At 41.6% G+C, this 12,536-nt stretch carries 13 protein-coding genes; 10 read left to right on the top strand and 3 right to left on the bottom strand.

Going from position 1 to position 12,536, the window contains the following annotated elements; all coding sequences use genetic code 11:
• Positions 1-16 precede the first annotated feature (16 nt).
• Both PV403_RS06760 and PV403_RS06765 read left to right on the top strand, forming a co-directional pair.
• On the top strand, positions 17-943 hold the full coding sequence (locus PV403_RS06760; RefSeq protein WP_332083960.1) for an AEC family transporter: 927 nt from the start codon (positions 17-19) through the stop codon (positions 941-943).
• Between the two features lie 151 nt (positions 944-1,094).
• Positions 1,095-1,952, top strand: a complete 858-nt coding sequence (locus PV403_RS06765; protein WP_332083961.1) for a chemotaxis protein — start codon at positions 1,095-1,097, stop codon at positions 1,950-1,952.
• Positions 1,953-2,039: 87 nt separating this feature from the next.
• Here the strand turns inward: PV403_RS06765 and PV403_RS06770 are convergent, their stop codons facing one another.
• Positions 2,040-3,350 carry an MFS transporter gene (locus tag PV403_RS06770; RefSeq protein WP_332083962.1) on the bottom strand — a complete coding sequence of 437 codons (1,311 nt, stop codon included), beginning with the start codon at positions 3,348-3,350 and terminating at the stop codon, positions 2,040-2,042.
• Between the two features lie 72 nt (positions 3,351-3,422).
• Between PV403_RS06770 and PV403_RS06775 the strand changes: the two genes are divergently transcribed.
• The 6 genes from PV403_RS06775 (at position 3,423) to PV403_RS06800 (ending at position 8,482) form a co-directional block, all read left to right on the top strand.
• A complete protein-coding gene (locus PV403_RS06775) occupies positions 3,423-4,349 on the top strand; it encodes a S66 peptidase family protein (protein ID WP_332083963.1) in 927 nt (308 codons plus the stop codon).
• Between the two features lie 75 nt (positions 4,350-4,424).
• Positions 4,425-5,555 carry a DUF1835 domain-containing protein gene (locus tag PV403_RS06780; protein WP_332083964.1) on the top strand — a complete coding sequence of 377 codons (1,131 nt, stop codon included), beginning with the start codon at positions 4,425-4,427 and terminating at the stop codon, positions 5,553-5,555.
• A 23-nt stretch (positions 5,556-5,578) separates the two neighbouring features.
• Positions 5,579-6,433: a DUF1835 domain-containing protein gene (locus tag PV403_RS06785; protein WP_332083965.1), complete on the top strand. Its 855-nt coding sequence runs from the start codon at positions 5,579-5,581 to the stop codon at positions 6,431-6,433.
• Between the two features lie 59 nt (positions 6,434-6,492).
• Positions 6,493-6,750, top strand: coding sequence for a YkgJ family cysteine cluster protein (locus PV403_RS06790; protein WP_213531356.1), 258 nt, complete (start codon positions 6,493-6,495; stop codon positions 6,748-6,750).
• 212 nt (positions 6,751-6,962) lie between these two features.
• Positions 6,963-7,373: a GntR family transcriptional regulator gene (locus PV403_RS06795; RefSeq protein ID WP_332083966.1), complete on the top strand. Its 411-nt coding sequence runs from the start codon at positions 6,963-6,965 to the stop codon at positions 7,371-7,373.
• Between the two features lie 5 nt (positions 7,374-7,378).
• Positions 7,379-8,482, top strand: coding sequence for a DUF1648 domain-containing protein (locus tag PV403_RS06800; protein ID WP_332083967.1), 1,104 nt, complete (start codon positions 7,379-7,381; stop codon positions 8,480-8,482).
• A gap of 92 nt (positions 8,483-8,574) precedes the next feature.
• On the opposite strand, the gene PV403_RS06805 is transcribed toward PV403_RS06800, so the two are convergent.
• Positions 8,575-9,354, bottom strand: a complete 780-nt coding sequence (locus tag PV403_RS06805; RefSeq protein ID WP_332083968.1) for a sporulation protein — start codon at positions 9,352-9,354, stop codon at positions 8,575-8,577.
• A gap of 264 nt (positions 9,355-9,618) precedes the next feature.
• Between PV403_RS06805 and PV403_RS06810 the strand changes: the two genes are divergently transcribed.
• Positions 9,619-9,963: a YojF family protein gene (locus PV403_RS06810; protein ID WP_213531368.1), complete on the top strand. Its 345-nt coding sequence runs from the start codon at positions 9,619-9,621 to the stop codon at positions 9,961-9,963.
• Positions 9,964-9,978: 15 nt separating this feature from the next.
• On the top strand, positions 9,979-10,635 hold the full coding sequence (bshB2, locus tag PV403_RS06815) for a bacillithiol biosynthesis deacetylase BshB2 (protein WP_332083969.1): 657 nt from the start codon (positions 9,979-9,981) through the stop codon (positions 10,633-10,635).
• 103 nt (positions 10,636-10,738) lie between these two features.
• Here bshB2 and hflX read toward each other — a convergent pair whose 3' ends face one another.
• A complete protein-coding gene (gene hflX, locus PV403_RS06820; RefSeq protein WP_332083970.1) occupies positions 10,739-12,019 on the bottom strand; it encodes a GTPase HflX in 1,281 nt (426 codons plus the stop codon).
• Between the last annotated feature and the right edge of the window lie 517 nt (positions 12,020-12,536).

A 12,536-nucleotide genomic window follows, 5' to 3' on the forward strand; every position in this document is an offset into this window, starting at 1 on the left:
GGAGGTTTATACAGTTATGAATTTGTTCTTTTCCATCCTGCTTAATAACGTTATCCCTCTATTTTTAGTCATGACGATTGGATTCATTGTCCAGCGAACCAGAGGACTCGATATCAAGACACTATCGAATATCAATTTTTATATTTTATCACCTGCCGTTGTTTTTAATCTCCTATACTCAACGGATATTTCGATGTCATTGTTTGGACAAGTGATGGGCTTTTTTATTCTGTTTATGCTCATGCAATATATCCTTTGTTCTCTTGTTATTAAACTCCTCAGACTCGAAGGCGGTATGCCGGCGGCGATGAGGAACAGCGTATTGTTTGCCAATAGTGCTAACTATGGACTCCCTATTAATGAGCTTGCTTTTTCGGGTAATCCTTTAACACTCGGAGTTCAGGTGATTATCCTGATGCTGCAGTCGTTTTTACCCAATACCTATGGAATCTACAGCGTAAACGCACACCAGGTGAATAGAAAGAGAATCTGGCGAACCATTGCCGGCCAACCTGTTATTTATGCGATCCCACTCGCATTTTTACTCCGTTTACTCGGTGTTGAGCTCCCAAGTACGATTCAAATCCCTCTTAATTATTTGTATGCTGCCTTTATCGGGATGGCTCTTCTAACACTTGGTGTGCAGCTGGGAGCTATGAAATGGACGTTTGCGAAAAAGGGGAGTCTGAGCGTAGCCATCTCGGTCGCCATGAGACTTATTGGGGGCCCGCTATTAGCAGCACTCACCGTGCTGCTTCTCGGTATCGATGGACTGGTTGCAAAAGCGCTTATCGTATCATCCTCTGTACCGACGTCGCTCAGCAGCATGATTCTGGCTGTTCAGTTCGACAATGAACCAGAATTTTCATCTCAGACGGTCTTTTTTTCGACGATTCTGAGTACGCTGACAGTAACAGGGACGATTGCGCTTTTAAACATCTAATGGAGTTTGAAAAATAAGGACTTGAGACATTTACCTTATTTATCCATACCATATATAATCGAAGGAAACCGCGAATACCCAGTACATCTGCTATGCTGTCAAGTCATTAGCCTTATCTTTATATTTTAAAGATGGGAAGGAGTGAAGCGAGATGCAAAAGATTGGGCTTATCGTTATTCATGGTCTCGGCCTCCAGAATAAGGAGTTTGCATTCAAGTTCATAAAAAAACTAGATCATGCCTTTGCCGGTATGATGAATGTATCTTCTTCCAAACCTTACATTGATATTGAACCTGTGTACTGGGGAGATGTTTTTGGTGATCATGAGGATCGGATTTATCGTGACTTGGTTGTAAATAAAAAACTGCGATACAAAAAACTTAGACGATATTTACTGTATTATCTAGCCGATGCGGTTGCTTATCAACCTGTAGATACGAACGGACATAATTATGATGCGGTCCATCAATCCATAAGTAATGCACTCCACCGTTTATCCCAGCGTATAGGTAATACTGCTCCCCTTTTTGTTGTTTCCCATAGTTTAGGCACCGTGATTGCTAGTAATTTTTTCTATGATCTGCAGTTTATTTCAAGACACTCTCCAGGAGTTATTGATACCTCTTCTCCGCTGGAGCGGGGGGAAACATTGACTCATTTTTATTCACTCGGGACTACACTGCCTCTGTGGAGCCTTCGTTATCGTGACTTTAGTAAACCGATTCGGATTCCTGCATTAGAAGGAAAAGATTTATATCCTGGCCTTGAAGGAGAATGGGTTAACTTTTATGACAAAGATGATATATTAGGTTATCCTCTCCGTGAGATTGATCCCGCTTATGAGAGGGCTGTTAAAGCCGATGTGAGTATTAATGTCGGAAACTTACTGACTTCTTGGAATCCATTCTGTCACACGAGTTATATGAGAGATAAAAAAGTCGTGAATCACATTGCTGATCGGCTGGCAGTCGCCTATCGTTACATGAATACTGAGTTTCCTCAGCGGTAAATGATAAAAGAAAAAGCAATGACAAGGCTTCTCGAAAGGTAGAAGTCCTAGCCATTGCTTTTTTATATGCTGGTGTTTTTGTTTATTTTACTCAGCCGCACCTTGGTTTAACGAAGCCTTATACGGCATCGATCTACGTTTATCACGTAACATAAGATAGAAGAAAGCAGAAGCGCTCACATAGAGGAGACCTGTAATCGTGAAAGTAATAGCATATCCTTGATAGCTGCCAAAGGTAGTCACAAGATAAGATTGAACAGGTCCCATCGTAGCCCATCCGATCATAAAAGCGGTCTGCATGAGAGAATTGGCAATCCCTCTCCTTTTTTCAGACACGTGATCAATTAATAGAGAAGAAAAAATAGGATTTGCTGCATTCATTAAAGCTTGTCTAAACAGGAAACTAACAGACGCCATAACAAGCGAATAGGTGTATCCGGTTAATAATAGAAACGGAAGAGAGAGAATTTGGAATATAACAACTGCTTTAACGGGTCCGACTTTGTTTGCGAGCGAAGGACCAATCATCATCGATACGATGGTCATGATTTGCCCAAGCGAGATCAGGATACTCATCAGACTAAGGCTGATACTGAATCTGTCGGTAAAGTAAAGGTTTAAATAAGGGACGACAAGACCTGAACCGGTTCCGATTAACAGTTGGGTAAAGAAAAACAGACGGATGAATTTCCAATCGGAAGCAGAAGATTTTTGATTATGTATTTCTATTTTTGGTGCGGTGTCAAGATCAAGCTGTTTAGGAAATAGGGCAGGCTGCTTATTATGTATAGCTGATTCTCTAACAAAAAATAAAGGTAACGTGCCAAGAACAGTAGCCATTCCGCCAATAAGAAGTACATACTGCAAGCTTAATACACTGCTCATTCCTGCTGATTTCAGTACATCGGCGAGAATGCCTCCGCCAAGACTTCCGATGACTTGTGCTGCAAGTACAAGCGAGGCATGAATACTGAACAATCTTAGTCTGTTGTCTTTCGTTACATTGGCTGCAAGGAAAGGAATAGCTAGAACTTGAAAGAAGGAAGCAAATATACCAGAAGAAGCAGCAAGAAAGAGGATACTGGTATCACCTTCTACAAAAGAGCGTCCCATAAACGTCATTCCACTAAACAACGCCCCTATAATGAGAATAGGTTTGCGGCTCATCTTGTCTCCCATCAGCCCGATGGGAATAAATAGGAGTGCAGTAGCAATAGACTGAATACTAATGACTCTGCCGTTCATCGAGACATCAAACCCGAGATCTTGAATGTACAGATTATACAGAACGGAAAACATCCCACCACCCATCTGATAAAGTATATTAGCAAGAAAAAAAAGCTGGATATTACGAGGCCAGCTTGTAATCTCTGCTTTGATATTGCGCCAAAGTGTCATGTAGAAGCCTCCTGTCTTTTCTATTAAGAACTGGAAAAGAAGGAAAGTCAAGGTTATGAGAGGGTGAGGAATATGGATATCGTCTATCCAGCGAAACTTAGTCCTGGAGATCTGATAGGAATTACCGCACTAGCCAGTTATGCAGATCCAGTAGAAATGCTAAGGAGCACAGAATATTTTACTCAAATGGGTCTAAGAGTGGAGATCGGTCAAAGCATATTTCGTGAGTATGGTTACTTAGCAGGAACGGATGAAGAAAGGGCCAAGGAATTAAACGATATGTTTCAGAATCCGGAGATTAAGGCCATTATTTGTGCGCGCGGGGGATACGGAACAGCTCGAATTGCGGATTTGCTTGATTATGATTGTATTAAGCACAACCCGAAAATTTTCTGGGGATTCAGTGACATTACTTTTTTACATCAGGCGATATATAAGAATACGGGGCTCATTACTTTTCATGGTCCGATGCTGTCATCCTTAAGCGATCGTTCGCTTCATCCTCTTACCCTAGCGGGATATCAACAGTTGTTCACACCCACGGCGATGGAGTATACCGAAGAGATCTCTACACTGACTTCGATTGTGGAGGGGACAGCAAGCGGAGTCGTTGTTGGCGGGAACTTGTCGCTCATCGTATCTAGTCTCAGTACACCTTATGAAATTGATACTCGAAATAAACTGCTTCTCATTGAAGAGATTTGTGAGGAACCTTACCGAATAGACCGAATGCTGAGGCAATTACTGCAAGCTGGAAAACTGACAGAGGCTTCAGGCATCATTGTGGGGAATTTTCATGATTGTGTCCCGGATACCAATAAATCATCCTTTACTTGTGAGGAAGTTATTATCGAGTACTTAAAAAAAGCAGATCGTCCTGCGATGGCAGGTTTTGATATAGGACATTGTTCGCCAAACATTGCAATCCCGCTGGGTCTCGAAGCAGAACTCTCTACAGCAAAGAAATCGCTTATATGGAAGAAACCAGCTGTTATTTGATCATATCTGGGCTTTTTTGCTCATGAAGAAGGAAAAAGAAGTGTCCATAGCGTAGCTATTATAGATAAATAGCTAATGTCAGTTAGAGATTCACTTAGATCTCTGCACGAAAAGGGGGAGAGTAGAGTTAAAGATCAATTTGCAAATGAAGTGAAGTTAATGAAGCCCTATGAACTGGAACAGTTTGTAGGGTTTGTATTGCAAGAGTGTAAAACAGAGCAAGAGGAAGACGGAACCCATCGTACGATGCTTGCTGAGAAAATAACAAGTGAGTGGAATGATGCGCTTGTGAAATCGCAGATTCATTCTTTTTCAGAAGAAGGGGCTCCAGAGTATATTCATATTGCTCCGAGCTCGTCAGCTGAAGGACTGCTCAAAGTTTCTTTATCAAAATCAGGGGTGCCACGGAACTTTGTGGTGTTTAGTATAGAGGATAATCTCTCAATTGGACCTCTCTCGGATCTCATGGGACGTCGAGAGGAAATGGAAAGAATGAGGTGGCTAACAAACGAGCTGGGTCACGAGTATTTCCTTTTCCACCGCCATAATTATATTTCTTCCATTCAGCCTGTTCTAGAGCAAATTACTGCTGATAAAGTGATCACCATTTGGATAGGAAACACGGCTCATGAACAGATTTTTCTAAGACTTATGCTCTATATCCTGCAAGACGTACAGGCAGAAATTAGAGTAATCAATGCGGTAGATTCGTTTCATATGTTAGAGAGTGAAGATGCGAAGGGAAAGAGTTCTGCAGAAGGAGAAGAACTGCCGCTCGTGGCATTCGGACAGTTGGACACCACTAACGTAGTGCCACTTATTCTTGATGAGCGTCCTTATTTGCTATCAGATAAAGAGAAAAAAGAATATGCTAGAGAATGGCTTCAGCTTTCAAGAAGAGAAGAGAAACTTCGGATTTGGCGGCAGGGCGAATTTCAGTTTCTGCCGATCGATGCTTATGATGAACGAATCATGAGCGTAATTAATGAGATTTATAACAGTATAGATACCATCGATGAAGACGACAAGAAAGGGGACTATATCAAAGCAGGATATTTCGCAGGAATGTTAATGAATCAATATCCTGAGTTAACGAGTGATATGTTCTTCGAATACCGAATAAGGGAACTCATTGGTAAGAGAAGACTTGATTTTATAGGAGCACCTACTGCTCTCTATCGCTTTTATATCAAACCGACAAAATGAAATGAAAAAGAGGTGGACAGCCCTTGACCAATCAGCATGTACATATCATGTTCGGGATGGAAGAACAAGGAATTTTGAAAGCGGCTCTTCACAAGGCAGAGATAAGACATAACCACAAAGTGATTTCATTTAATGACTGGTTTGCTTATGGACCGCTAAAGCAGCTTCATCTTGAAGAAGGAGAGAAGACACGGACTCGCTGGCTATCCGCTCGGTTATCTAATTATGAGCCATTGTATACTTATAATCCAGATCATCAGACGGGAAGAGTAGTAGAGACGATTCAATCACTGTCAGAGGAGACGAATGTAACCCTATGGCATGGGAATCATGCACACGATCAAATCGGTCTTAGGTTTGTACTATCGCTGCTTAGAGATCGGAAGATGAATATGAAGCTTGTGAATCCGATCCAGAAGGGATCAAACATTGTAAGTAATGTTCATACGAATCCCGTAAATTTGTCGCAACTGAAAGCTACTGATTATATTCCGTTTCTACATAAAATGGATGAGTTCAATTTACTTACACAAGAAGAAATAGATGCTTTTGTATTAGACTGGGAGCAGATTTCAAATGATCCTGCTCTTTTTCGGATATGGGAGAATGACCATGTAAGATTATGTTCAGAAGATGCACTGGATCAAGATCTGCGGAATGTAATCATAGAACAGTCTTCTTTGTATCCAGATCAGTATGTACCTGCTTCTAAAGTAGTAAGTGAAGTAGTAAGAAAAAAAGAAGGTTACTCTCTTCGCAAAGATTTTTTAGAGTATCGCCTGCGTTCACTTATTCAAGAGAAACAGCTTCTTTTTAAAGGAGCACCAGGGCAACTCCATCGGTATCGTGTGAAATGGCAAATGGAGGAAGTGATATAAAGATCACATTTGCATACACTTGTATTGGTAAGCTTCATTTAATGAGGTGGTGACGCATAATGGAATGTAGGACAGGCTGTGGTGCATGTTGTATTGTGATCTCCATTACCTCTCCAATTCCCGGAATGCCAGATGGTAAACCAGCAGGTGTGAGGTGTATCCAACTTACGGATGACCATCATTGCAAACTCTATGGACATCCAGACAGACCGAAGGTCTGCGGTAATCTGCAGCCTGAACGGGACATGTGCGGCACTCGTGATGAAGATGCATTTCGAACATTGGCAGAGTGGGAACGGATGACTTCTCCTCATTGACGTAAATGGGAGTCGAGTCTTACCTATATAAAATGAATGAAAAGCGCTGGATGCCGTTAGGCTGATTCAGTGTTTTTTTTGTAATGCAGAAAAGATAAAATAAACAATTCTCACATCATGAACCATCGTTTGTTTATTTACATATATATTATGTATCTGTTATACTACAAATATAACGGATACATAAAGAGAAATGGAGGTGCGAACCGTTCATGATCATTGAACTTGATATGCAATCAGATATACCCATCTACACACAGCTGACGAATCAAATTATTGAGGGAATTGCCAGCGGCAGTCTAAAGCCTGGAGAAGCGTTACCTTCTGTACGGAGCTTGGCATCGGATATCGGCATTAATTTGCACACCGTAAACAAAGCTTATCAGCTTCTTAAGCAAGAGGATTATATCCATATTCATCGCCAGAAAGGTGTCGTTGTGAATCCAAACGGTATGCCTGAGGCCAATAAGGAATTCAGTGATAAACAAAATGCACAGATTAGACCGCTGATCGCTGAGGCAATTTTAAGAGGGGTTACCCTAACGGAAATGAAGGAAATGATGGAGCGTATATATCAAGAGATTGAGCCTCCCGTGAATAAAGCTGGTAATAAAAAGGAGTGATAGGCATGCCTGGAATTTATTTTGTCTTGCTGATTACGTTGTTTTTACCCATGGTAGTTCTTACCTCATTCATCCCTTATTTTACAAGACAGACAGAAAGTTTTGGGATTACGGTGAGTGAAGAAGTGTTCCACAGTGCGGATTTGAAAAGGATGCGTAAAGGGTATGCGGTTAGCAATTTTGTGATTCAAGCTATTCTTGCTGCATTCGCCATGGCAATGACGGTTAGGATTTCTGATTCTGCTAACGTTTCGGCCATGTGGATTATGATCTATGTGCTCATAAGTATTGTGACACAGTTATTAACCATGATTTACTTTCATAAGAAAATGAAAAAATACAAAGAAGAACGTTTAACGGATATGAAAATGCCTCAAGTGAAATTAACGATTGATATGAACTTCCGTAAGCAGAAACTCGTGATCTCCAAAAAGTGGTATTTGATTCATGTGGTCCTGATTATAGCGACTTTTATTTTCACACTGGCGAATTATGATCTGTTTCCTGACAAAATTGTGATGCAATATGATTTCCAGGGAAATCCGACAACGATTAAAGATAAGACGATCGGTACTATATTTATGCCAGTCGTTATGCAGATCATGATGACCCTGCTGTTTATGTTTATCAATACGGTCATTTACCGTAGTAAACAACAGGTAGATACAGAGCACCCAGAAGTATCTTTGGAGAAAAATCGGATCTTTCGGCTGCGGAATTCGGTCTTTAATTTATTTGCTTCCCTGATGCTTATTATGCTCTTTAGCTTTATGCAATTCCAAATGTTATATCCAGTAGATCCGGTAATATTAGCGACTGTCTGCATTTCAGTCGTTGTTCTGATCCTAGTCGGTACAGGTATTTTATATGTCACGACGGGTCAGGGAGGAAGCAGAGTCAAGTCGCCTGTGGCACCTTCTTCAAAACCACCTCGTGATGATGATCAGAACTGGAAGCTCGGGATGTTTTATTTTAATCCTCAGGATCCTTCCTTATTTGTAGAAAAAAGAATGGGGTTTGGGTGGACGATTAACCATGCAAGACCACTGGCCTGGATTATTTTCGGTGGAATCATTGGGTCGATCGTGCTTGTAAGTGTCCTATTATAAGAAGTAATTGTTTGAGTGTTTCATTCATCATAAAAAGCTAGTAACTCTCTTCATAAAGAGCAGATACTAGCTTTTTGATAAACCGTATTTATTTAATGGCGAGTTTGTTCTTCAATCACGCGTTCAATCTGTTCAGCGATGTGGGAAGCACCTTGTGCAATGTCAGCACGATCGAAGTAAAGACGAATATGACGTTCATCCAGATCAAAAGCTTGTTCAAAAAATCCCATGAGGCCTCTTGCTCTCCGGTCAACCTCCACAAGCACATGAATACCTTCTTCATCCAGATTCATCATGAGTTCCAGCTCATGAACACGGCCAGCGAACCGGGAACTTGGATAGTATTCAAATTCCTGTACGAAAGGAACTCCGCGGCCGAGCTTAGTAGCATGTTCACAAGTAGAGGATTTAAAATGGAATCCTAAATATTCAACTGCTTCAAAAACCGCATCCATATAGAAGTGAGGCTCCACTTTAATCGCATCATGATCTGTTGGATCAATGGCCATTTCAATATCAAGCCCTGTACTTAGCCACACGGGCTGTCCGTCATATGTAACAGGTGTCTCAAGAGGGAGAGGAAAACTAAAAGGAATCTCTATTTTTTCTCCACTGCGAAGAAGCAGGCGATCCGAGACATCAAAGCAGGCGAGTGTATGTTTGTATTCCGATTTTCGATCGTTTTGTTCTCTTATGTAGCGTGTCATCAGCTGAATGTAAATGCGTTCAATTTCTTGATCCACGTGGCCTCCTTGAATGCGAACGACACCTTTCACGGTTTCACCGGGTACATAAGATACTTTCTCGAGTAAAGTGTCAATCTCAGCAGAACCGATGCCTACCTTTGCAAGCATTTTGTTAAAAAAAGACATAAATGATAAGCCTCCTTATGGATATAAATGGTTTAATCCTATTACGTATCAGATCACCCCTATGTTTCACCTTTTGATACAGCTATATAATACCGATTGGACTGTTATGAAACCGAGTACTTATTAAAATTGCGCAGAATGATTTTGTTTTCCCTGTTTTTTGAGATATACTGCTATATGTAGTATGCACCAGGATTTGATAGAAACCACCCATTATACCTAACAAGGTATGATAGATTCGTAGAAGTTACCGGAGGTATCATCATGCAGTTAATTAATAAGGCATTGGTACAAGAACAGCTGGACCGATATGCAAACGAAGACTTATATCTTCATATGGAACTTACAATGGGCGCTTATGCCGCCCATAATGATAGCTCGAAGCATCCTGCTTCGAACTTTATTAAGAATATACCAGTTCAATATTCAAAGGGCACGATTGAAGGGGATACTTACTATCGTGTTGGTTTAAAGATTAACGATGGATGGGTATACACGGAAGGTCTTACTCACTGGGAAGAAAATGAAGAAGGACGTGTACTGCTTGCAGGTCATGACGCAGAAGGGCGCCTCATCGTATCTTTGCTGCTTAGCAGAACACTGTTTTAGAAAGAGGGGTTCTTTATGGAACAAAAACGTATTCTAGTTGTATTACCGCATCCCGATGATGAATCATTTGGTATGTCAGGGACGCTTGCTAAATTGATTAATGAAGAAGGGGCAGTGGTTACCTATGCATGTCTCACACTCGGTGAGATGGCTCGAAATATGGGGAATCCGCCCGTTGCTAACCGTGTTACGCTGCCGGCAATTCGCAAGGAAGAACTCAAGCAGTCTTGCCGTGCGATTGGCATCCAAGACTTAAGAATGCTTGGCTTCCATGATAAAACGATTGAATTTGAAGATCGCGATCTTTTGGATGGCACGATATCAGCACTGATTGAGGAGCTGAATCCGTCGATCATCTTTACGTTCTATCCGGGGTACAGCGTACACCCAGATCATGATGCTACAGGAGCAGCTGTTGTGCGTGTTGTTGAAGCGCTCGAAGAAGACAGACGTCCAGCCATCCAGTGCGTTGCGTTCTCAAATGGTCATAAAGAAGCACTCGGCGAACCGGATGTCTCTTATGATATTCAGAATTTCAAACTTAATAAAGTGAAGTCTATTCAGGCTCACAGCTCACAGTTCCGCATTTTGTCCGGGGATTCTCTCTTAAAAGACAAACAGTTCCAAAAACGTTTGGAGACGGAATACTTTTGGACTTATCCTGTAAAATAATGATTCATTAAAGAAGGTATTCTAAACCTTTCTTTATCGTATGTCTAAGCATGTCAAAACCTCCTGCCGAGTTAAGGCAGGAGGTTTTTTGTAAGCTTACCTATTAGGAGGTAGGCGTATCAAGCAGGTGAGACCATTTCTGGATCATGGCCGGAGAAGCTTCAACGGTAAGTTTTGTACCGTCTTCCTCATAACGGGTTGATTTTACATACGCATGTTCATGTAGATAAGAGACGAATTGATCATCACCATAAGGAATGGTGACCTCGACTTCTTTATAGTGGCCAAAGATAGCTTTACGGATCGCTTGCTCCATTTCCTCAAGACCGGCTCCGGTCTTGGCTGAAACGAGAACAGCAGGCTGCCGAAGATCTTTTGATTCAAGCGGAAGCATTCGAAGATCCGTTTTGTTATAGGCATAAATAACTGGGATTTCGTCTGCTCCGAGCTCTCGAAGTGTTGTACTCGTAACCTCAATGAGCTGCTCCGCATCCGGATTAGCACTATCGACGACATGGATTAGCAGATCTGAATCCAGTACCTCTTCCAAGGTTGAACGGAAAGCTTTGACCAAATGATGGGGCAGCTTGCTGACAAATCCGACGGTATCGGTGAGAAGGAAACTTTTTCGATCTGCAAGTTCCAGCTTTCTAACGGATGTTTGTAAGGTAGCAAACAGCATATCTTTTGCAAAAACAGCTTTAGCCTCGGGTGCATGGTGCTTCTGCAATAGAGCATTCATAAGACTTGATTTACCCGTGTTGGTGTACCCTACAAGGCTGACTACCGGAATTTCTGTTTTTTGCCGTCGTCTTCGCTGAGTCTCACGCTGTGAGACAAGCAGTTCAAGTTCCCGGCTGAGTTCGGTAATCTTATCCTCTATACGGCGCTGAGACAGTTCTAGCTTTGTTTCACCAGAGCCTCTATTCTTGGTGCCAACACCGCCTCGCTGTCTGCCTGACGAAGAACTAATACCAGATAAACGGGGCAGCACATATTGTAATCTGGCGAGTTCTACCTGCAGCTGAGATTCTCTCGATCTTGCACGTTCGGCAAATATATTCAAAATTAATGTTGTTCGATCAAGAACGGATGCCTCTAGTCGTTTCTCCAAATTGCGAACTTGGGAGGGGGAAAGTTCGTCGTTAAAAATAACAATATCCACCTCTAGTGTATCCAGGAGCCTCGCCAGTTCTTCAATTTTACCCGTACCTAGATATAAGGAAGGATGTACTCGCTCCGCTTTTTGCGTAATGACAGCCTCCACGGATATATGACATGCGTCAGCCAGATTTGCGAGCTCCTCCATAGAATAATTAAAATCTTCCTGTCCCTTGCGCTCAAGACCCGCAATAATTGCTTTTTCTTTGATTATTTGTTCCATTTGGTTGTCCTCCTTAGGTTTGAATAATAAAAAAACACAGGCGGACTGCTGCCTGTGTTACGCATGAGAACTCGGTGATCATTGTCGTTGATGTGATATTACGAATACAAATATACATTCCTTCTCATGGGAGAATAGAGCTGAACAAGTTGCATCTTCTGCTGAGCTCTATCAATATTCAACTTTGTTAACTGCCGAATCTTGAAAGAATAATATACGTAAACGAAAAAAGGGCAGGCATGATTCGTCCTGACCTCGTCGCTCTACATTATGCTGGATTTTTGAATACCCAAATAAAATAGATCGAATCCGAGTCCTCTGTCCGCACACAGTAGACAGAGTCTTTGCCTATTTAGTTAGTAGGGGCAAAAGTAAATCTTACTCGAATCCAATTAATAATCATTCCGGTATCCCTCCGTTCCTAAAGTTAGGGTCATCTTAGCATAATAGAAACAAAGATAGCAAAAGAAAAGATAGATATAATGATTTTTTACCTGATCAGCTTGTCCTTTTATTT

Origin of the sequence: Paenibacillus sp. GYB006 (assembly GCF_036577645.1) — a bacterium.
Classification (GTDB): Bacteria; Bacillota; Bacilli; order Paenibacillales; family Paenibacillaceae; genus Paenibacillus.